This window comes from Nitratireductor alexandrii, assembly GCF_004000215.1.
Lineage (GTDB): Bacteria > Pseudomonadota > Alphaproteobacteria > Rhizobiales > Rhizobiaceae > Mangrovimarina > Mangrovimarina alexandrii.
The window spans coordinates 302,789-323,611 of record NZ_RBVY01000001.1 but is presented as its reverse complement, the minus strand read 5'-3'; the positions used below and the strand labels follow the sequence as shown (position 1 = coordinate 323,611).

Genomic DNA, 20,823 nt, shown 5'->3' with positions numbered 1-20,823 from the left:
CCCCTCATCGCGCATCGTCTCGGTGCCGCCGCCGCGACCCGCGGCAACGCGCGGCCGTTGCGCAGGACCATGGCCACGGCCATAAAGGACGCCACTTTTGCAATCCGAGGAGACGGCACATGGTGTCGCGATGGGGATGGCTGCTCCTACAGGTGACGCGACGCCTGTGGTTTCGCGCCACGCTGATTTCGCTGCTGGCGGTGGCGGCCGCGCTGCTTTCGCTGGTGGTCTCGCCCTACCTGCCGCAGGGGCTTTCGGCGCAGATCGGCGCCGGCGCGGTCGAAAACATTCTCAACATCATCGCCTCGAGCATGCTCGCCGTCACCACCTTCTCGCTGAGCACGATGGTGGCGGCCTATGCGGCCGCGACGGGCAACGTCACGCCTCGGGCGACCCGGCTGTTGATCGAAGACACCACGACCCAGAACGTGCTCGGCACCTTTGTCGGCTCGTTCCTGTTCAGCCTGGTGGCGATCATCACGCTCGCCATGGGTGCCTATGGCGAGCGCGGGCGCGTGCTGCTGTTCGCGGTGACCATCTTCGTCGTCCTGCTGATCGTGGTCACGCTTCTGCGCTGGATCGATTACCTTCTACGGCTCGGCCGCGTCAGCGAAACGACCCAGCAGGTCGAAACCGCGGCGGCGCAGGCGATTCGCGGGCATGTCGAGCGTCCCTGCCTCGGCGGGCGGCCGATCTCTCCCGCCGAAGCCCGTCTCCGGCCCGGCGGCCGGTCGGTCTTCTGCGACCGGATCGGCTATGTCCAGCATGTCGACATGCGCGCGCTTTCGAGCGTGGCGGACAAGGCCGAAACCGAGATCGTGGTCGAGGCCGTCCCCGGCACCTTCATCGATCCGGGCCGCCCCCTGGCCCGGTTCAACGGCGACGAGGACCATGAACCCGCGATCCGCGCCGCCTTCACGATCGCCAACGAACGCTCCTATGATCAGGATCCGCGCTTCGGCCTTGCGGTGTTGGCCGAGATCGCCTCGCGCGCGCTGTCGCCGGGGATCAACGATCCCGGCACGGCGATCGACGTACTCGGCCGGGCTGTGCGCGTGCTGGCGATATGGACGAATGAAGGCCGGAACGGCGAGCCCGCCTTTCCGCGCGTGCTGGTGCCCGAAATCGAGATGGCCGATCTCGTCGACGATATTTTTACACCGATCGAGCGCGACGGGGCAGGCCTGGCCGAGGTGCAGATCCGCCTGCACAAGGCACTGGCCGCGCTGGCGCGCGCCGGCGACGGGCGCTTCCGCGACGTGGCGATACAGCGCTCCCGCCTGGCCCTGCAGCGCGCGGAGACGAGCCTGTCGTTTCGTCCGGATTTCGACCGCGTCCGGGCCGCCGCCCAACTCGTCGGCGCCGATCCTGTCGCCGGGCAACCGGCGCGCGCACCGGCGAGCGGCTGACCGCGACGCAACCCTGCGTCGCGCACGCCAAAATCGGTTGCGTCCGGCCCCCTTGGCGGGTATGGAAACCCCATGAGCGTAACGATGATCGCACAGGCATGGTGGTGGGGCTGCTGACAGCGGCCCGATCGTGCTTGCGTTCGAAATGGATGATGGCCGCTGCGGGAGTTCCGGGCGGCCTTTTTCATGCGGTGTCCGGTCTTCCACCAATTCGGAGGGATTGAAGATGACGATGGACGTCCTGGAAGACGGAACAGAACGATACCGCACCGAAGGCGGGCTGACGATCACGCGCAAGCGGATCGAAACCGCCTATCAAGACGCGATCGAACCCTATCTCGACGGGCTCGACAGCCGTCGCGGCTGCGTGTTTTCCTCCAACTACGAATATCCGGGCCGCTACACGCGCTGGGATACCGCCACGATCGACCCGCCGCTCGCCATCTCCGCGCGCGGGCGGGCAATGACGATCGAGGCCTTCAATAAGCGCGGCGAGGCCGTGATGCCGGCGATCGTGGCTGCGATCGACGCGCTGGAAGAGGTCACGCCCGGCCCGCGCGATGCGAAAGCGGCGACATTCACCGTCAACCCGCCGGCCACCATCGTGTCGGAAGAAGAGCGGTCGCGCGCGCCCTCCGTCTTCACCGTTCTGCGGGCGGTCGTGGCGCTTTTCCGCAGCGAGCACGATCCCGATCTCGGACTGTTCGGCGCCTTCGGCTACGATCTCGCCTTCCAGTTCGATCCGGTCGATCTGCGGCTTGAGCGGGCGGAAAGCCAGCGCGACCTGGTCTTGTACCTGCCCGACGAAGTTCTGGTTGTCGATCACCATGCCGCCCGCGCCTGGTTCGACCGTTACGACTATTCCGGCGATGGATTTTCGACCGAGGGTCTGCCGCGCACGCACGTCGAAGATCCTTTCAAACTCGCCGACACGACGCCGCCGCGCGGCGACCACGAGCCGGGCGAATATGCAGGTCTGGTGCGCAAGGCGGTGGAAAAATTCCGGCGCGGCGACCTGTTCGAGGTGGTGCCGGGGCAGATGTTCTACGAACGCTGCGAAACCGCGCCGTCGGCGATCTCGCGCCGACTGAAGACCATCAACCCGTCGCCCTATTCCTTCTTCATCAATCTGGGCGAGCAGGAATATCTGGTCGGCGCGTCGCCGGAAATGTTCGTACGCGTGTCGGGCCGGCGCGTCGAGACCTGCCCGATCTCCGGCACGATCAGGCGCGGCGAGGACGCCATCTCCGATTCCGAACAGATCCTGAAACTGCTCAATTCGAAGAAGGACGAGGCCGAGCTGACGATGTGCTCCGACGTCGACCGCAACGACAAGAGCCGGGTCTGCGAACCCGGCTCGGTGCGTGTCATCGGCCGACGCCAGATCGAGATGTATTCGCGCCTCATCCACACGGTCGACCATATCGAGGGGCGGCTGCGCGAGGGCATGGACGCCTTCGACGCGTTCTTGAGCCACGCCTGGGCGGTGACCGTCACCGGCGCGCCGAAATTGTGGGCGATGCGTTTCATCGAACAGCACGAAAAGAGCCCGCGCGCCTGGTATGGCGGTGCCGTCGGCATGGTGCATTTCAACGGCGACATGAACACCGGCCTGACGCTGCGCACCATGCGCATCAAGGACGGGATCGCCCAGATCCGCGCCGGCGCGACACTACTCTACGATTCGGTGCCGGAGGAAGAGGAAGCCGAGACCGAGCTCAAGGCGTCGGCACTGGTCTCGGCAATCCGCGATGCCGGCAAGGCCAACGATGCGGGAACCGAGCGCGAGACCGCGCGGGTCGGCGCCGGTCTCTCCATCCTGCTCGTCGATCACGAGGATTCCTTCGTTCACACGCTCGCCAATTATTTCCGCCAGACCGGCGCGAGCGTGACCACGGTCCGCTCGCCGGTCGCCGAGGCGGTCATCGACCGGGTCGCGCCCGACCTGGTGGTGCTGTCGCCCGGCCCCGGCGCGCCGGCCGATTTCGACTGCAAGGCCACGATCGACATGGTTCGGCGGCGCAACCTGCCGCTGTTCGGCGTCTGCCTGGGGTTGCAGGCGATCGCCGAGGCCTTCGGCGGCGAACTGCGCCAGTTGCGGGTGCCCATGCACGGCAAGCCGTCGCGCATCCGGGTGACCACGCCGGGCATCGTGTTTTCCGGCTTGCCGAACGACGTCACCGTCGGCCGATATCACTCGATCTTCGCCGACGCCGTGCGTCTGCCGGACTGTTTCACCATCACCGCCGAAACCGAAGACGGCACCGTCATGGCGATCGAACACAAGACGGAACCGGTCGCGGCCGTGCAATTCCATCCCGAATCGATCATGTCCCTGGGGCAGAATGCCGGTATGCGCATGATCGAGAACGTCGTGGCACACCTGCCGCGCCGGGCGCGGGAACAGGCGGCTTAGGAGCAATAAGGCCGCCCGGTTTTCCGCAACACGGAAAACCGGGCGGCGCATCACGACACGATGACAGCGAAGCACAAAATCCGGCGTCTCGCCTTCTGGTCGATCATCATCGCCTTTGCGGTGATGGCGTTGAAATTCGTCGCCTGGCGAATGACCGGTTCGGTCGCGCTCTATTCCGACGCGCTGGAATCGATCGTCAACGTGATCGCGGCGGCCGCGGCCTATTACGCGATCAGGCTGAGCCAGAAACCCGCCGACGCCGATCATCCGCACGGGCACCACAAGGCGGAGTATTTTTCCGCCGTGCTCGAGGGCGTGCTGATCGTATTGGCGAGCTTCCTGATCATCTCGGAGGCTTGGACAGCCCTGCAGACGCCGCGCAGCCTCGAAGAACCCTTCGCCGGCCTGGCGGTCAACGCGCTCGCCACGGTCGTCAACGTCGTATGGGCGACGCTGCTGCTGCGGGTCGGAGCGGCCGACCGCTCGCCGGCGCTCGAGGCCGACGGGCGCCATTTGATGACCGACGTCATCACCTCGGTCGGCGTCATCGGCGGCCTGCTGGTGGCGATGGCCACCGGCTGGCGCGCGCTCGATCCGCTTTTGGCGCTGATCGTGGCGATGAATATTCTGTGGCAGGGCTGGAAGGTGATCGGCCAGTCGGTGCAGGGGCTGATGGACGTCGCCGCCGATCCCGAACTGACGATGAAGCTGCGCGACATCATCTCGGCCAATTCCGGCGGGGCGCTCGAAGTCCACGACCTGAAGACCCGGATCGCCGGCCGCGCCACCTTTGTGGAGTTTCATCTCGTCGTCGACGCCACGATGTCGGTCGGCGACGCGCATGCGATCTGCGATCGCATCGAGGCAGCCCTCGAGGCCGAAATTCCATCCTTGCGGGTGATCATCCATGTCGAGCCCGACGAGGAAGCCAAGCTCCCCAAAGGCACCAGCGCGGTGCCTTTCGCCTGAGGGCTAATCGCCCCCAAAGGCGTGACCTCTTTCGACATGCAAACAGCGGCGGCGGGCCGGCCGAGCGCCATCGTTAGGCGACAGATTTGCCACAAAATCATCACGGAACACGTTGCCGGTATGGGCGTTTTTGCGCCGAGGGACGCAAGCAACCGAAAGGAAGACCCCATGCGTAAGCTTCTACTCGCCTCCGCCGCCCTGTCGGCCCTGACGCTCGGCGCCGCCCAGGCGCAGGAATCGCCGGTCAAGCAACCGGCGACCGAGCGCGCCGAGGACCAGATCACCACGCAGAGCACCAACGAGAATGCCGAGACCGGCGCTGCCGTCGGCGGCACTGCGGGCGCCATCACCGGTGCGGTGGTCGGCGGTCCGGTCGGCGCGGTGATCGGCGGTTTCGCCGGCGCGATGCTGGGCACCGCGGCCTCCGTACCCCAGCCCGCGGTCGACTACGTTGTCGCCAACCCGGTCGAGCCGGTGGTGATCGAGGGCGAATTGCGCGAAGGCGTGACCATCCCCGCCTCGGCCGCGCTGCAGCCGATTCCCGAGCATCCGGATCTGGCCTATGTCTATGTCGATGGCCGTCCGCTGATCGTGAAGGCCGAGACGCGCGAGGTCGTCTATTCGCCCGGCTATCTCGTCCCCGACGAGAGCGTGGCCTATGTGAAGGCCAATCCGGTCGATCCGATGACCGGCGCCAGCCTGACGCTCGGCGCCAGCGTGCCGGCCGAGGTCGAGTTGGTGCGGATCCCCAACGATCCGGCCTATGCCTACGTCTACACCGAAGCCGGCCCCGTACTGGTCAACACGTCCAGCCGCACGGTGGTTTGGGTGCAGGGCGGCTGATTGCCCTGATGACCCCATAGAAAACGGCGAGGCGCCCGGTCCGCGCGACCGGGCGCCTCTCATTCCGTCCGACTTGGAGACGCACCGCGCACGCACGGTCTTTCTTCAGGCCGCGGTTGCTCCCGAAGGCGGGAGGCCGCCCTCCGGACCCGTGGCCTAGAAAAGCCCTTCGATATAACCGGCTTCGTTGAGCATGATCCGTTCCGAAGACGGCACTTTCGGCAGGCCGGGCATGGTCATGATCTCGCCGCAGATCGCCACGACGAAGCCCGCTCCGGCGGAAAGCCTGACCTCGCGCACCGGTACGACATGGTCGGTCGGGGCTCCGCGCAGATTGGGATCGGTCGAGAACGAATATTGCGTCTTGGCCATGCAGACCGGCAAATTGCCGTATCCCGCCTGCTCCCACTGGTGGAGCTGATCGCGTACCGCCTTGTCGGCGATCGCCTCCGAGCCGCGATAGATGCGTTTGACGACGGTGTTGATCTTTTCGAACAGCGGCATTTCGTCTGCATAAAGGGGCGAGAACTGCGCCACGTCGCTTTCGACGAGCTCGACAACTTTTTGTGCGAGCTCGATCGTGCCTTCCGATCCCTTGGCCCAGTGCATGCACACCACGGCCTCGGCACCCGTCTGCTCTACATAGGCCTTGACGGCCTCGATCTCGGCGTCGGTGTCGGAGATAAAATGATTGATGGCCACGATCGCGGGCACGCCGAACTGCTTCACGTTCTCGATATGGCGGCCGAGATTGGCGCAGCCCTTGGTCACCGCCTCGACATTTTCGGCACCAAGGTCCTCCTTCTTCACTCCACCATTCATCTTCAGCGCCCGGATGGTCGCGACGATCACCGCCGCCGCCGGCTTCAGCCCGGCCTTGCGGCACTTGATGTCGAAAAACTTCTCCGCGCCGAGATCGGCGCCGAAACCGGCCTCGGTAACGACGTAGTCGGCAAGTTTGAGCGCGGTGGTGGTGGCAACCACCGAATTGCAGCCATGGGCGATGTTGGCGAACGGCCCGCCATGCACGAAGGCGGGGTTGTTTTCCAGCGTCTGCACCAGGTTCGGCGACATCGCCTCTTTCAGCAGCACCGCCATCGCCCCGTCGGCCTTGATGTCGCGGGCATAGACGGCGCTCTTGTCGCGCCGGTAACCGATGATGATGTCGCCCAGTCGCCGTTCCAAATCCTTCAGATCGCTGGCCAGGCACAGGATCGCCATCACCTCGGAGGCGACGGTGATGTCGAAGCCGGCCTCGCGCGGAAAGCCGTTGGTGACGCCGCCGAGCGAGCACACGATCTGGCGCAGCGCCCGGTCGTTCATGTCCATCACCCGCCGCCAGGCGACGCGGCGCGTGTCGATCTCGAGCGCATTGCCCCAGTAGATGTGGTTGTCGATCATCGCCGAGAGCAAATTATGCGCGGAGGTGATGGCGTGAAAATCGCCGGTAAAGTGGAGGTTGATGTCCTCCATCGGCACGATCTGGGCATAACCGCCGCCGGCGGCCCCGCCCTTAACGCCGAAACAGGGGCCAAGAGAGGGCTCGCGCAGACACACCATCGCCTTCTTGCCGATCCGGTTCAGTCCGTCGCCGAGCCCGACCGTCGTCGTCGTCTTGCCCTCGCCGGCCGGTGTCGGATTGATCGCGGTCACCAGGATCAGCTTGCCATCCGCCCTGTCCTGGACCGAACGGATGTAGTCGGCGGAAAGCTTCGCCTTGTCATGGCCGTATGGCAGCAGATGTTCGGACGGGATGCCGAGCCTGGCGCCGACCTCCTGGATCGGCTTCTTGGTCGCCGCGCGCGCGATTTCGATGTCGGACTTCACTTCGGCCATATCGGCTCCTCTGCGGTCGGTTTTCGAAGTGCGGCCGCTCCGCCCCCTCGCGGGGCGCATAGAAGCGCGAGAATCGGACATCCTGCCGTCCCGTTTCGGTCGCCGAATGCACGAAATGCGACAGGACTGGCCAGCATGGGCACGCATGGTGCCGACGGACCGGCCGCCCGCTGGGGCGAGCGCTCTCTGTCACCTTCACCGTGCGGCCACGAAAAAGCTCAGCGGTCGAGCACGCTTCTGAGCTCGACAAGGTTGGAGCGCACGCGCAACACGTAAAACCCCATGGTCGCGAGATGGGTCGGCATGATCCAGCCCGCCTCGTTGCCGTTGGAGATCACCAGCGGCTGAATGTTGAGCGCGGCGCGGAACTGCTGTTCCGTCCGACTCCACAACGGGGCCAGGCTGCGCGAAACGATCACGTCGTCGAAATCCGCGCGCGTGGCGTTCAAGACGCCGTAATAGGCGTAAAGTTGCCCGTAGGCGAACCAGAAACGGTCGTCGGCGCGCGGATCGAACCAGCCGAGATTGTATTCTTCCGACCGCGCGCGCAACAGGTCCGACGTCGAGCCGATATCGCTGGCGATGCGGTCGAGAAAGGTAATGAGATTGTCGGCACGCGTGTCGAAAATCGCGTTGCAGGCCTCGAGGCGATCGTTGAAGACCTGCAGATCCTTGATGGCAGAGCGGTAAAAGCTGGGCGACGGCGTTTTCGGTCCGAACGGATTGATGCCGAAATACCAGGTTTCCTCGTCGAAGGTGACGGCGCCGCGCGCGTCCTGCAGGTTCTGGTCGATCTGCGAGGTGCCGCGCACACGGCCGAGCGTGTCGACCAGTTCGATGGACACGCGCCGCACGGCCTGATGGATGCCGCGCTGAAAGGATGCCTTGTTGTCCATGAACGGCGTGTGATCCCAGTCGATCCCGAACAAGCCGAGCTTGTAGAGCAGCATGGAGGATATCCAGGCGTTCTCGTTGACGTTGAAATCGATCAGGTCGGCGGTAAGATCGGTGAGCGCGGAGCGCCCGCAGGTCTTTTCGGCGCCAACGCGGCCGTCGGGCGCCTCCTTGCCGGCCGAGAGATTTCGCGTGTCGAAACCGTACGCCGCCACATAATCCGGATCGAACCCGGTCCAACGCTGGGTCTGCCAGAAGAAGTAGCCGTAGAGCCCGACCAGGATCAGGAGACCGATGCCGATCGGCCCCTTGAGCAGCCAGCCGCGGCGCGCATACCAGCGGCTGGCGGCCAGGAACGGCCACAAAATCCACGCCACGACAATGCCGATGCCGCGGCCGATCCACTCAAACACGCGGGTAAAAAACGCAACGATCGGATCAAGCATGTGTCCGGAACCCCTTTCAGTCCGTCAAGCCATAGAGCTTCTGGCGGAATGCCCGCTTGTCGCGGAGATATGTGGTCTGGAGCGTGTCGACAACATGGCGTCGCCAGCGCTCGCTCAGGGCTTCGTAATCGCGGTAAAAACCCTGCTTGTTGAAGACATAGCGCGAAACGAAGTCGTCGGGAACGAAATCGGAGATCAGCCGGCCGGTGAGCCAGGCATCGGGATGGTCGGGTTTGGGACGCACGACCAGGAACCGGCGATGCGGCGCGATTTCATCAAGATCGATCTGGCCGGTCTGGGCGGCTTCGCGCTTGGCCGCGTTCAGGAACGGAAAAGCGCCGTCGCGCTGAATCAGGTCGGCATGGCGATGGATCCAGGTCTGCAACCAGACCTTGTCGACCCGGTTCAGATCGGCTTCGGGGTCGGCCTTGCGGATCAGGCCGCGCACCACCATCTCGGCGCGGTGCTCGAGATAGCCTGAGCGCTCGAGCCAGGATTCGCGCGGCAGATCGAGCCGACCGGTCTTGAGCAGGAAGTCGAACACGCGTTCCGGGTCGCGGATCGACAGATAACTCACCTGCCAGGGCCGCGAGCGACGAAAGCCCGGCGCGGCGGGGTCGGAGATCACGGTCGTCACGTCGGGATCGACAAAGACGTAAAGCCCGCCGAAATGGCTGGTCCAGAACGCGTTGTGACGAAAAATCACCTGATCGGGCACCAGCGCGTTCTCGCGAATGTCGCCCGTCACCTTGGCAAGGTCGACCATACGCTCCAGCATGGCGTCGTTGCGCCAAGCGTCGGGTTCCTGACGCAGCCGATCGGCCAGCCGGCCGAGTTCGGCCGCCTTGCCGAGCACGTCCTCGGCCGACAGCACGCGGAACTCGACCTGGTTGATCGACAGGAGATCCTCGATGTCCTCGACCTTGGCGACGGTGTCCTCGATCTCGCCGTAGATGACGTCCTTGATCGTCAACGCGTCGATCGCTCGGCGATTGCGGCTGAAAAACTCGAACATCAGCTGAGCGGTGTTGGAAAAGGCCGTGTGTACGACGGGCAAGTCGGCCTGACGCGGCGACAGGATGATGAAACGCCGGTTGATCCGGTTCGGATCGAGATAGTTGTCGTCGCCGAGTTCGTCGGCCACTTGCGGCGAAAACCCGGTCCGATCGACATCGATCGCCGCGAGCGCGGTCGGTTTGAGGCCGAAGGCGGTCAGCGCCTTGTTGTAACGCGCGACGAGGTGCGGTTCGTCGACCCGCATCAAACGGCCGTAGATCAGCTCGCTGTCGTAAAGGCGCTTCATCCGGTCCTTCTCGCTCGCAACATGCGACCTCGCCGGCAATTTCCGGGCGAGCACCGTTTATGATCTAAAGGCTCGCGCTGTTTCCCTCAAGGCATGGTTCGCGGCCACGGCCACATTCCCGGCACGGCCCTCTGCTCGAAGGACGACGACCGGCGCAGAAAGACAGGCTTGCCCCTCGCCCTGGTCCATGAAACGCTAGATCGTCGCGTTGCGGGGTACAGACAGTTTGTTAAGCCTTCTCAAATGGTTGCTTGGCGTCTCGGCCAGCCTTGGCCTGTTGATCGTTTCCGCGCGCCTGCTCCTGCCCCTTCCCGACCTGCAGGCGCGCACGCCGAGCACGGCCATACCCCTGTCGAAGGAGACAGCCTGGGGGCGCGGCCTTGCGGCCTCGGTCCGCGACCACCCGGAAAAGTCCGGCGTTCTGCCGCTCGCCACCGGACACGAGGCGCTGGCCAGCCGGCTTCTTCTGACGGCCCAGGCGGAACGCTCGCTCGACGTACAATATTACATCTGGCACGACGACGTTTCCGGCCGCCTGCTGCTGCGGGCGCTGGCGGACGCGGCGCGGCGCGGCGTGCGTGTACGCCTGCTGCTCGACGACAACGGCGTTTCGGGAATGGACGCGACGCTGGCCGCGCTGAACACACAGGACGACTTCGAGGTGCGGCTGTTCAACCCGTCGCGCGTACGCCGGCTGAAGCTTGCGGGTTTCGTGTTCGACTTTTTCCGCATGAACCGGCGCATGCACAACAAGGCCTTCATCGTCGATGGCGCGGCCGCGATCATCGGCGGGCGCAATGTCGGCGACGAATATTTCAGCATCGGCGAACAGAACTATTTCCTCGACCTCGACGTGCTGGCGGCCGGTACGGTCGTGCCGGAGACGGCGGCGAATTTCGACCGCTACTGGAACAGCCAATCCGCCTATCCGATCGACGCGGTCGCCCCCAGCGCCGACAGGCGGCTGCCGGACTGGCTGACGGAAGGCGGCACCTCGCCGGAGGCCGAATGGCTGAAACGGATGCCGGAACTGGAAGAATCCGTCGCGGGGCGTCTGAACAGCGGCGACATCACCCTGGAATGGACCGATGTCCGGCTTTTCAGCGATCCGCCCTCGAAAGGGCTCGGCAGAGCCAAACCCGGCGAGTTGATGATCAGCCAGCTCGGGTCGGCTCTCGGCCCCGTCCGCAAGAGGCTGGACGTGATCTCAGCCTATTTCGTTCCCGGCAAGGGCGGCATGGATTATTTCAAGTCGATCCGCAATTCCGGCACCGCAGTCACCATCCTTACCAACGCCCTCAAATCGACCGACGTCGCGATGGTCCATGCCGGCTACAGCAAGTATCGCCGGCGCCTGTTGAAGGCCGGCATCGCGCTCTACGAGCTCAAACCCAGGCCCGGCCTGCCCGATGGCGCCTCGGAACTGTCGGCGACCGGCTCATCGGGCTCCAGCCTGCATGCCAAGACCCTGAGCGTGGACGGCCAGCGCGTCTTCGTCGGCTCGTTCAATTTCGACCCGCGCTCGGTCCATCTCAATTGCGAGATGGGTTTTCTGATCGAAAGCGCCTCGATGGCCCGGCGCATCCACGAGGCGTTTACGCGCGATCTGGCCCACAGCGCCTACCGGGTGGAACTGCAGAACGGCGAACTGCGCTGGATCGAGACCGGTCCCGACGGCACCACCACGGCACTGGATACCGAGCCCGGCGCCTCGCTGACCGACCGGATCATGGTCACCGTGTTCGGCTGGCTGCCGATCGAATGGCTGCTTTAGCCAAGGCGGCGTGAAAGTGCTCGGTCGGTCGTTTCTCCGGACGCCGCACAGGCCCACCGGTCGATACGCCGCCTCGCACGCGGCAACGCAGAAAAAGGATCCTCTCGGCGTCCGCCGCGCGGCCACTCACGCGTGCCACGTTCCTTTCGCCTTCATCTGCTCGATCTCGCGCAGTGCGCGCTCGCGCAGCCGCGCGTCGCGGATCATGGTCGAGACCGCGGCGTCGTCGGAGCGATCAGAATAGCGGAACTCGGAATCGGCGTAGCGGTTGATCTCCTGCATGACCATCGCCATCGTGAAGGGACCGCGCAACTCCTCGATCATGGCTTTCTTGTCGTCATAGGCCTTGTGCATGAAGGTTTCGGGTTTTTCGAACCAGTCGTCGGGCAGTTCGATATCCATGGCCCGCATCTTGATGGCATCGGTGATGTTCTTGATCGCCCGGCCGGTGAAGCGCGGCTCCGCCTCCTTGATGAGATGCAGGTACGAGCCGATGTCGGCCAGCGTGCGGGGCTCGCCATACTGGTCGAGATAACGCTCATAGACTTTCTGCAGGCCCTCTTCCTGCGGCTTGGAATGATGCTCGTAGGCGGTGTTGACGGCGCGCTGGATCACCTGGGCGTCGAACAGATCATGCTCGCCGAGCGGGATGCCGTGATTCTTGCCGGCCAGCAGCACGAAAATGTCGATATAATCGTCGCGCGTCTGCGGCCCGTCGACAAGCCAGCGCGCCCCGGCCCGCTGCCTGAGCGCGTCGTCGACATTTTCGGGATAGTTGGAGAACATGCCGAAGGAGCAATTGCCGCGCACAACCGTCGAGGCGCCGGCGAAACTTTCCATCAAAACGCCGGTGATCTCCTGCTGGCCGGCCGATGCGCGATCGTCGGAGCGCTTGGCGGCGACCTGATCGATGTCGTCGACCGTGCCGAAACCGATGGCGCGCGGATTGATGACGTTGTTGACGAACTGCTTGCAGTTCTGGCCGGACTTGCCCTGGTAGGACGAGATCTGGTCGACGCCGAAATTCTCGTAATGGAACGGGTAGCCGGCGATCTGACAATAGTCGTTGATCAGCCCGGCGGTCATCTGGATCAGGATCGTCTTGCCGGTGCCCGGGGCGCCGTCGCCGATGAAGGTGAACAAAAACCCGCCGAGCTCGACGAACGGGTTAAGCTGGCGGTCGAAATCATAGGCCATCAGCATCTTGGCAAGCTTCATGGCCTGATATTTGGCGATGTGGTTGCCAACGATCTCGTTCGGCTTCTTGAACGTCATCACCAACGGCTTGCGCTTCTGACCCGGCGCAACGTCGAACCCGTCAAGGGTGAAATCGTCCTGGTCGATACGGATATGCGCGTCCTCGAACGGCCCCAGCCCGTCGAACCGGCCCTTGCGCGCCAGCAGACCCTCGACCGCCTCGCGGGCAAAGGCGCGCGCCCGGCTCAACAGGTCCTGATCGTCCTTGGCGCCGGCAATCGCGGCATCGAGGCCGGCGATCATCGATTTCAGCGCATCCTGCGGCGTGTCGAACAGGAAATCCGGTTCCTCGACGTCATTGGGCGCCTCGGCGTCGCTTTCGATGGTCTGCAAGAGGTAGCAAGCGAGGCTGAAGGCGGCGACATAGGCCGAGGCCGACAACAGCCGCTTGAAGCGCTGGGCCTCATCGCCCTCCAGCGGGGCACGGCTGTTTTTGGCCTGCAGGCTTTCCAGTTCGCTGGAGCGGGCGAAAACGTCGCCGACCGCCAGCGCGACCGCAAGCCCGCGGCGGGCGCGAAACAATAAAGTGTGCTGGGGGATCGACATCATCACGTCGTCGGCGCGCACAGCGGCGACCGATTTGGCGAACTCGACCTCGCGCGTGCGGCGCACGGAGCCGGTCGATACCGTCGAGACGAAACGCCGGCCGGTGCCGGCAAGCGCGGTCGAAGAGCGCCCGCCGCCGTCCTCCATCACGATGATGCGGGTGATCATGCCCTGCGCCACGGCGCGGTGCTTTTCGATGTCGGCTTCGCCGATCGTGGTCAGGCCGGTATCCATCTTACGCCCCGAATCCTCTGCATTGCTCGACAACCGCCCCGGACACCATCGCGGAGGCTACACATCGCTGATCACCCGCTCGCCGGACAGGATGTGGACCTTGTAGCCCGAAAAGACCGTCTCGGCCTCGCCGGCCGCATACAGCGCCTGATAGGCCTCGTGCGGCACCAAAGCGTGTTTTTCGTACGCGCTCACGCCCTGTCTGGCCGCCTCCAGGTCATCGGTGTTGATGAAAAACTCGTCGCGCGCCGGTGTGCTCGACCACAGGCCGCGCCGGCCGGGTTTTTCCCCCTTGGAAAACACCTCCTGGATCGTCCAGGTCAAAAGCCAGGCATTTTTGGAATCGCGCACCTTGTCCAGCACGTCGGCCACGGTCGAATTGTGCTCGGTAATGCCGGCCGAATAAAACGGCCCCAGCACCACGCGCCGCAGCTGCTTGGGGTGCAGCGTGTCGAAATCTTTGTCGAGATTGCCGGCGATCGTCGCCGGCGACAGCGAATAGGCCGAGTTCTTTTCGGCGAAATCGTCGAAGCGGTGCGCCAGGTCCGGGTTGAGAAGCCCCTCGACCGGCAGGGGGATCGGCACGGTTTCGTTGAGCTTGCCGTCCCGCGTGACCAGCGCGCCGACCATGTCGTCGGACGAATCCTCGATCATCGCCATATAGACGAGCGGCAGGTTGGCCGACCCGTCGAAGGCGCCCCAATGGACCAGGCAGTAGGGCCGCCCAGTCTTGGGATTGACCGACACCCGGACCGTCTTGGGCAGGATGAAGGGGGCGAAGACGAGACCGGTGCCCACATCCTGCAGATAAAGCCGCTCGGCCATTGAGCGCTGCAGATCGCTCGGAAACGCCTTGCGGCGCAGGATGAAGTCGACCATCTCCGCGCGCAGCTCGTCCGGCTTGGGGATCGCAGCCAGCTTTTGATCAGCGGTGCGGCGGTCTTTCTCCAGTTCCATGACGTTCTGGAACACCGGGAAGCCGCTTTCGGCCCGCGAGATGCGGAACGACTGGGTGAAGCCAAGCCGGTTCTTCCAGCACGCAAACGAATTTTCCAGCCGGGCGATATATTCCGACACGACCTGCGCCACCAGGCCGTGGCCGTAAAGCGGCGAATTGTCGTGCCGCAAAAAGATATCGAGCCCCTTCAGGGCAGCCGAAATGGCGTCGAAATAGCGGTTCGCGGCTGTGCTGGTATCGGTCATGCGCGGACGTTTCGACTACTGTTTCACGTAGTCGGCCGCATTGTGCTTTTTCATCACCTCGTCGAAGCGGCGGGCGAAGGCATCGTCGGCGAGCTTCTTGCGACGCTGGATGTCGGCGGTCGTGACCATGTTCTTCTCGTGCAGTTCGAGCAGGTCGCCGATATGGCGCTGCGCGGCCGCGCCGATGCCCGCCATCGTCTCCTCGGCGGTGTTGTCGACCTGGCTGCCCAACGTGTTGATGCGGTGGGCGACGTCCTGTTGGGCCGCCGTCTTCAAGGAGTCCTCGAGCGCCTTGTACAAGACGATGCGCTGTTCGGTGTCGATGGTCAGCTTGTTGATCAGCGTGTTCTGGGCGGCGATCTGATTGTTGAGCGAATCGACGAAGGTCTGGAACATCGAGGTGTAGCGCTCGAGCGTCTGGCTTTCGGCCAGCAATTCCTGCTCCTTGGCCTGCATCTCGTTATATTCGGTGGCCAGCTTCGAGCGCTCGCCTTCGAGTTCGGTGCGGTCGGCCTGGCTGGTGGAGGCGGCGATGCGGTTTTCGATGTCGAGCAGCATCGGATTCAGTTCCTCGATGCGCTTTTGCGTCGTCGTCAGCGTGTCCATGGTCGTCTTGCGGCGCTCGATCACTTCCGCCAGGCTCGCCTCGGAGGTCTTGTAGCGCTCGTCCAGCACCTGTTTCTGGTCGGTCAGGATGCCGACGATCGTGTCCGACTTTCCGAGCAATTCCTGCAGGTTTCCGGCCAGCGACATGTTGCGGACGCGCTCGGTGCGCATGCGCTGCTGGCGCTGCTTGGAGAAGAACCCGACAAAGGTCTCCCAGCCGGTATAGCTTTTCATGCTCTCGAATTCGGCGCCGAACACATTGGTGGCGTCTTCGAGCCCGATGATCAGGTCGGCGATATTCGCCTCCATCGTCTTCTGCTGCTTGAGCACGTCGGCGATACGGGCGTTTTCGATGTCGAAATCGACTTCGCCGATCTTCTTGTCGGCCTGCGCGATCTGATCCAGCACGATCCCCGACTGCTCGATCTTGGAGCGCATGTCCTCGACCGTTTTCCGGGTCCTGGCGATTTCGGCATCGAAATTTTGCAGGGTCGCCATCCAGTTTCTCCACTTCGCTGATCGATGCCGGCGGTCGCGCGGCGGTGGTTGAATATATGAGCCGAATGTTGCGATTGAAAGTCCGCTTGCCGTCAACGACGACCCGGCGTTTTCAAGCCCGCCCGGCGCTTCGACCCGTCAGCCGCGCGCGAAGCCGACCATATCCTCGGCCGGCCAACGGCCCATTTCCTCTTCCCAATGGCGCCGGCACAAGGAGACATATTTGTCGTCGCCGCCGATCACCACCTGCTCGCCCTGCCGGCTCACCTTGCCGTCGGGTCCAAGCCTGACGACCATCGTTGCCTTGCGTCCGCACCGGCAGATCGTACGCACCTCGCGCAACTCGTCGGCGATCGCCAACAGCGCGTGCGAACCGGGAAACAGATTGCCCTGGAAGTCGACGCGCAACCCATAGCACATCACCGGAATGTCGAGCCGGTCGACGACCCGGGCGAGTTGCCAGACCTGCTCGTGCGACAGGAACTGGGCCTCGTCGACGAAGACGCAATGCACGACGGTATGCGCGTGGTGCTCGGCGACGCGCCGGTAGAGATCGTCGTCCTGCCTGAACGTCTCCGCCCCTGCCGCCAGGCCGATACGCGAGCCGATGCGGCCCTGGCCGGCGCGGTCGTCGAAGGCGGCGATGAACTCCATCGTCGTCATGCCGCGTTCACGGTAATTGTAGGACGCCTGCAGAAGCATAGTCGACTTGCCGGCATTCATCGTGGCGTAATGAAAATAAAGCTTGGCCATATGTCCCTATAAGCGCAGTCCGCCGCCGGCGGGGAGATGCCGGGCGACGAAGCAGCTACAAAAGCCACGGTCATCCACGCAAATCATGCATATTTTTCGCCTCCCGCACACGCGGCCGCGGCAGAACGGCCGGCACGACGCTTGAATCGACCGCAAAATGGTGTTTGGTTCGCATACCCAACAAAAGGAGTGCGGACCAATGCCGTCGCGCTCCGACAAGGCGTCTCAACGGGAGAAAATTCATGCACCGCACCAAGACCTTCGCCATCGCGCTCGGCCTGAGCGCCGCGCTGTCGGCTCACGCCCAGGCCGCCGACCCCGAAAGCTGCAAGGAAGTGCGCTTCTCCGATGTCGGCTGGACCGACATCACCGCAACGACGGCGGCGGCCTCCGTCATCACCGAGGCGCTCGGCTACCAGCCCAGCGTGGAAATCCTATCGGTTCCCGTCACCTACAGATCGCTGGCGTCGAACGACATCGACATCTTCCTCGGCAACTGGATGCCGACGATGGAAGCCGATATCCGTCCTTATCTCGACGACGGCACGGTGGAAACGGTCACCACCAATCTCGAAGGCGCGAAGTACACGCTTGCGGTGCCCAAATACACGTTCGACGCCGGCCTGCAGAATTTCAGCGACATCGCCACGTTCAAGGACAAGCTCGACGGCCAGATCTACGGTATCGAGGCCGGCAATGACGGCAATCGCCTGATCCTCGACATGATCGAGAACGACACGTTCGGCCTGTCGGGCTTCGAACTGGTGGAAAGCTCGGAAGCCGGCATGCTGTCGGCGGTCTCCAAGGCGGTCGGCAATAAGGAGGATGTGGTCTTCCTGGGGTGGGAACCGCATCCGATGAATGCCAATATCGAGATGGCTTACCTTGCCGGCGGCGATGACGTGTTCGGCCCCAATTACGGCGGCGCCACCGTGCACACCAATGTGCGCGCCGGCTACACCACGGAATGCCCGAATATCGGCAAGCTGCTCGAAAACCTCGTCTTTTCGCTGAAAATGGAAAACGAGATAATGGGCGCGATTCTCGATGACGGCGCCGAGCCGAAGGCCGCGGCGACGGCGTGGCTGAAAGCCAATCCCGACGCGATCGCGCCGTGGCTGGACGGCGTGACCACGCTTGACGGCGGCGACGGCATGGCTGCGGTCAAATCGGCGCTGGGCATGTGATCGCCGATCGCGGCCGCGGGGGCGCCGCCGCGACAGAACCGGCTCGTGGCGCGCCGGCGCTGGGTGCCGCCGGCGGACGCACGGGCGCAGCCATTCGAGCGCGTTGCGGCGACTGCCGGGCGTGGCGATGCAAGATGAGCATGGATGCGCCGGTCGGCGGCGCATCCGGTGGGGGCTAAGACATGGATCCGATTTCGGACTGGATCGCCAGCGTCAAGATACCGATCGGGCGCTGGGGCAAGCAGTTTTTCGATTTTCTGACCACCAATTTCGAGTGGTTCTTCGATTCGATCGCCGACGGGCTCAAGCTCGTCCTCGACGGCCTCGTCGACCTGCTGCTTCTGGCCCCGCCGGTGGTGCTGGTCGCCGCGATCGCCGCGCTTGCCTGGTATCTGCAACGCTCGTGGAAACTCGCCCTGGCCGTCGCGCTGGGGCTGTTGTTCATCGTCAACCAGGATTTGTGGAAGGAAACCGTCGAGACCCTGGTGCTGGTCGTCGCCGCCGCCGCCGTTTCGATGGCGATCGGTGTGCCGATCGGCATCTGGGCCGCGCACAAGGAAAGCGTCTACCGCTTCCTGCAGCCGCTGCTCGACCTGATGCAGACCCTGCCGACTTTCGTCTACCTGATCCCGGTGCTGATCCTGTTCGGCCTCGGCATCGCACCGGGCCTGATCGTGACCGTCATCTTCGCCTCGCCGGCACCGATCCGGCTGACCTATCTCGGCATCACCTCGGTGCCCAAGCCGATGCTGGAAGCCGGCGAAGCCTTCGGCGCGACCAAGCGCCAGCTCTTGTGGAAGGTCGAACTGCCCGCCGCGCTGCCGACCATCATGGCGGGGTTGACCCAATGCATCATGCTGTGCCTGTCGATGGTGGTGATCGCGGCGCTGATCGGCGCCAACGGCCTCGGCAAACCGGTCGTGCGGGCGCTGAACTCTGTCAACATTCCGCTCGGCCTGGAAGCGGGTCTGGCGATCGTCATCGTGGCGATCATCCTCGACCGGATGTCGCGGATCGGCCGGGGAGACGACACATGAGCACGGCGGTCGAATTTCGCGACGTCGACATCATTTTCGGCGAGCAGCAGGCGGCTGCGCTCGCCCTGCTCGACAAGGGCGCCGACAGGGCCGAGATCCTCGACAAAACGGGCAGCGTGCTCGGCTGCGCGGGCTGCAGCCTGACCGTCGAGGAAGGCGAGATCTCGGTGCTTATGGGTCTGTCGGGCTCGGGCAAATCGACCCTGCTGCGGGCGGTAAACCGCCTGAACGCGGTCACACGGGGCGAAGTGATCGTGCACGCCGAGGACTGGCAGGCCGATGTGGTGTCCTGTTCGGAGGCCGAGTTGCGCAAGATCCGCCGCGAATGCGTGGCGATGGTTTTCCAGCAATTCGCCCTGCTGCCCTGGCGCACGGTGGCCGAAAATGTCGGCTTCGGCCTGGAACTTGCCGGCGTGCCGGAAAAGGAACGGCGCGAGCGGGTCGCGCGCCAGCTCGAACTCGTCCGCCTCGACCAGTGGGCGGACAAGTATGCGCATGAGCTGTCGGGCGGCATGCAGCAGCGCGTCGGGCTGGCCCGCGCCTTCGCCACCGAGGCGCCGATCCTTTTGATGGACGAGCCGTTTTCCGCGCTCGACCCCTTGATCCGGACAAAACTCCAGGACGAATTGCTGCAGCTCCAGAGCGATCTGAAAAAGACGATCATCTTCGTCAGCCACGACCTGGAAGAGGCGCTGAAGATCGGCAACCGCATCACCATCATGGAAGGCGGACGCATCGTACAGTCGGGTTCGCCGGAGGAGATCGTGCTGGAACCGGCCAACGACTATGTGCGCGACTTCATTTCCAACGTGAATCCGCTTTCGGTGCTGACGGCGTGGAACGTCATGCGCGACCGGCGCGACCTGGATATCGGCAGCGACGGCTGGGTCTGGCTCGACCGCCGGCAGACGACCCGCTTCCGACTTGACGAAAACATGCTGGTCATCGGCGCCGAGCGCAACGGAAAGCCCGCAATCTGGGCGGCGTGCGACCCGCTCGAAACGCTGCCGGAAGATTCTCACCAGGTCTACTGGGCCAAGCCGGGCACGACGTTGAAGGCGGTCATGCACGCCATGCACCAGTCGCAGACCGCACCGGTCGCCGTGTTCGACGAACAGTCGCGCTTCATCGGCGCCATCGGTATCCGCGACGTGCTCGGTGCCGTGCTGCGCCGCTGAGGCCGCTCGCCAGGATCGGGCCTACCATCGCGAACCGGCATCGCACGACGACCGGAGGCGCATGGTTTTCCCTCTGCGGGCGAGAGGCCCGTCGGCGGCCGACGACATGGCAGCGGGTCTGTGAACCGGCTAATCATCATGTATATTTTTTTGGAATTTTCAGGAACGCGCCCATATTTTGATATTTTTTTCGCAACCAAGAATAGCAATATAATTACTTTCTATTCTTTTAAAACATTTCCAAAAAACTTTATAATCAAAAATAAAGCTAATTACTTTCAAGATGGCTAATATGCTATCGCACATGTGAAACAAGGGATTTGATCACGCGGCTATATTCCTCTAGGGTCATAAAAAAAGATAACCAGAGGGAGAAAACATTGAATGAGCTTGTCGACGAGGAGCGGGAAGCCGAGTCGTCATCGAGGTCACAG

At 63.8% G+C, this 20,823-nt stretch carries 15 protein-coding genes; 8 read left to right on the top strand and 7 right to left on the bottom strand.

The genetic code is table 11. The annotated features are described in order from the left end of the window. Positions 1 to 119: 119 nt before the first annotated feature. From EP380_RS01535 to EP380_RS01520, 4 genes are all read left to right on the top strand, one after another. Positions 120 to 1,409 carry a DUF2254 domain-containing protein gene (locus EP380_RS01535; protein WP_238719660.1) on the top strand — a complete coding sequence of 430 codons (1,290 nt, stop codon included), beginning with the start codon at positions 120 to 122 and terminating at the stop codon, positions 1,407 to 1,409. A gap of 226 nt (positions 1,410 to 1,635) precedes the next feature. Then, complete coding sequence (locus EP380_RS01530; RefSeq protein WP_127595836.1) at positions 1,636 to 3,825, top strand: anthranilate synthase; 2,190 nt, start codon at positions 1,636 to 1,638, stop codon at positions 3,823 to 3,825. 60 nt (positions 3,826 to 3,885) lie between these two features. Further along, the gene (locus EP380_RS01525; protein ID WP_106572203.1) at positions 3,886 to 4,794 is read left to right on the top strand and encodes a cation diffusion facilitator family transporter; all 909 of its coding nucleotides are present in this window, start codon (positions 3,886 to 3,888) and stop codon (positions 4,792 to 4,794) included. Between the two features lie 168 nt (positions 4,795 to 4,962). Beyond that, the gene (locus EP380_RS01520) at positions 4,963 to 5,637 is read left to right on the top strand and encodes a DUF1236 domain-containing protein (protein WP_158264392.1); all 675 of its coding nucleotides are present in this window, start codon (positions 4,963 to 4,965) and stop codon (positions 5,635 to 5,637) included. A 156-nt stretch (positions 5,638 to 5,793) separates the two neighbouring features. Here the strand turns inward: EP380_RS01520 and EP380_RS01515 are convergent, their stop codons facing one another. The 3 genes from EP380_RS01515 to EP380_RS01505 all read right to left on the bottom strand — a co-directional run bounded on the left by EP380_RS01515 (position 5,794) and on the right by EP380_RS01505 (position 10,116). Beyond that, entirely contained in the window at positions 5,794 to 7,473 is a 1,680-nt protein-coding gene (locus EP380_RS01515) for a formate--tetrahydrofolate ligase (RefSeq protein WP_106572201.1), read from the bottom strand. A 218-nt stretch (positions 7,474 to 7,691) separates the two neighbouring features. Next, positions 7,692 to 8,813: a DUF2333 family protein gene (locus EP380_RS01510; RefSeq protein ID WP_127595830.1), complete on the bottom strand. Its 1,122-nt coding sequence runs from the start codon at positions 8,811 to 8,813 to the stop codon at positions 7,692 to 7,694. A 16-nt stretch (positions 8,814 to 8,829) separates the two neighbouring features. Continuing rightward, positions 8,830 to 10,116, bottom strand: coding sequence for a DUF6638 family protein (locus tag EP380_RS01505; protein WP_127595827.1), 1,287 nt, complete (start codon positions 10,114 to 10,116; stop codon positions 8,830 to 8,832). A gap of 226 nt (positions 10,117 to 10,342) precedes the next feature. Here EP380_RS01505 and EP380_RS01500 point away from each other — a divergent pair, with 226 nt between their 5' ends. Continuing rightward, a complete protein-coding gene (locus tag EP380_RS01500; protein ID WP_127595824.1) occupies positions 10,343 to 11,890 on the top strand; it encodes a phospholipase D family protein in 1,548 nt (515 codons plus the stop codon). A gap of 126 nt (positions 11,891 to 12,016) precedes the next feature. On the opposite strand, the gene EP380_RS01495 is transcribed toward EP380_RS01500, so the two are convergent. The 4 genes from EP380_RS01495 to EP380_RS01480 form a co-directional block, all read right to left on the bottom strand. Then, positions 12,017 to 13,927, bottom strand: a complete 1,911-nt coding sequence (locus EP380_RS01495) for an AAA family ATPase (RefSeq protein ID WP_106572197.1) — start codon at positions 13,925 to 13,927, stop codon at positions 12,017 to 12,019. A 57-nt stretch (positions 13,928 to 13,984) separates the two neighbouring features. Further along, positions 13,985 to 15,130: a hypothetical protein gene (locus EP380_RS01490; protein ID WP_127595821.1), complete on the bottom strand. Its 1,146-nt coding sequence runs from the start codon at positions 15,128 to 15,130 to the stop codon at positions 13,985 to 13,987. A gap of 15 nt (positions 15,131 to 15,145) precedes the next feature. Then, positions 15,146 to 16,234: a hypothetical protein gene (locus tag EP380_RS01485; RefSeq protein WP_127595818.1), complete on the bottom strand. Its 1,089-nt coding sequence runs from the start codon at positions 16,232 to 16,234 to the stop codon at positions 15,146 to 15,148. 138 nt (positions 16,235 to 16,372) lie between these two features. Further along, positions 16,373 to 16,987: a thymidine kinase gene (locus tag EP380_RS01480; RefSeq protein ID WP_106572194.1), complete on the bottom strand. Its 615-nt coding sequence runs from the start codon at positions 16,985 to 16,987 to the stop codon at positions 16,373 to 16,375. Positions 16,988 to 17,229: 242 nt separating this feature from the next. On the opposite strand from EP380_RS01480, the gene EP380_RS01475 reads away from it, so the two are divergent. The 3 genes from EP380_RS01475 (at position 17,230) to choV (ending at position 20,389) form a co-directional block, all read left to right on the top strand. Further along, the gene (locus EP380_RS01475) at positions 17,230 to 18,174 is read left to right on the top strand and encodes a choline ABC transporter substrate-binding protein (RefSeq protein ID WP_106572193.1); all 945 of its coding nucleotides are present in this window, start codon (positions 17,230 to 17,232) and stop codon (positions 18,172 to 18,174) included. Between the two features lie 182 nt (positions 18,175 to 18,356). Further along, the gene (choW, locus tag EP380_RS01470; RefSeq protein WP_106572192.1) at positions 18,357 to 19,211 is read left to right on the top strand and encodes a choline ABC transporter permease subunit; all 855 of its coding nucleotides are present in this window, start codon (positions 18,357 to 18,359) and stop codon (positions 19,209 to 19,211) included. Then, the gene (gene choV, locus EP380_RS01465; RefSeq protein ID WP_106572191.1) at positions 19,208 to 20,389 is read left to right on the top strand and encodes a choline ABC transporter ATP-binding protein; all 1,182 of its coding nucleotides are present in this window, start codon (positions 19,208 to 19,210) and stop codon (positions 20,387 to 20,389) included. Before choW ends, choV begins: the two co-directional genes overlap by 4 nt. Positions 20,390 to 20,823: the final 434 nt, after the last annotated feature.

What these genes read in the sequence shown, in the direction of transcription:
- EP380_RS01535 (WP_238719660.1), top strand. Translation starts at nt 120, where the DNA reads ATGGTGTCGCGATGGGGATGGCTGCTCCTACAGGTGACGCGACGCCTG.
- EP380_RS01530 (WP_127595836.1), top strand. Translation starts at nt 1,636, where the DNA reads ATGACGATGGACGTCCTGGAAGACGGAACAGAACGATACCGCACCGAA.
- EP380_RS01525 (WP_106572203.1), top strand. Translation starts at nt 3,886, where the DNA reads ATGACAGCGAAGCACAAAATCCGGCGTCTCGCCTTCTGGTCGATCATC.
- EP380_RS01520 (WP_158264392.1), top strand. Translation starts at nt 4,963, where the DNA reads ATGCGTAAGCTTCTACTCGCCTCCGCCGCCCTGTCGGCCCTGACGCTC.
- EP380_RS01515 (WP_106572201.1), bottom strand. Translation starts at nt 7,473, where the DNA reads ATGGCCGAAGTGAAGTCCGACATCGAAATCGCGCGCGCGGCGACCAAG.
- EP380_RS01510 (WP_127595830.1), bottom strand. Translation starts at nt 8,813, where the DNA reads ATGCTTGATCCGATCGTTGCGTTTTTTACCCGCGTGTTTGAGTGGATC.
- EP380_RS01505 (WP_127595827.1), bottom strand. Translation starts at nt 10,116, where the DNA reads ATGAAGCGCCTTTACGACAGCGAGCTGATCTACGGCCGTTTGATGCGG.
- EP380_RS01495 (WP_106572197.1), bottom strand. Translation starts at nt 13,927, where the DNA reads ATGGATACCGGCCTGACCACGATCGGCGAAGCCGACATCGAAAAGCAC.
- EP380_RS01490 (WP_127595821.1), bottom strand. Translation starts at nt 15,130, where the DNA reads ATGACCGATACCAGCACAGCCGCGAACCGCTATTTCGACGCCATTTCG.
- EP380_RS01485 (WP_127595818.1), bottom strand. Translation starts at nt 16,234, where the DNA reads ATGGCGACCCTGCAAAATTTCGATGCCGAAATCGCCAGGACCCGGAAA.
- EP380_RS01480 (WP_106572194.1), bottom strand. Translation starts at nt 16,987, where the DNA reads ATGGCCAAGCTTTATTTTCATTACGCCACGATGAATGCCGGCAAGTCG.
- EP380_RS01475 (WP_106572193.1), top strand. Translation starts at nt 17,230, where the DNA reads ATGCACCGCACCAAGACCTTCGCCATCGCGCTCGGCCTGAGCGCCGCG.
- choW (WP_106572192.1), top strand. Translation starts at nt 18,357, where the DNA reads ATGGATCCGATTTCGGACTGGATCGCCAGCGTCAAGATACCGATCGGG.
- choV (WP_106572191.1), top strand. Translation starts at nt 19,208, where the DNA reads ATGAGCACGGCGGTCGAATTTCGCGACGTCGACATCATTTTCGGCGAG.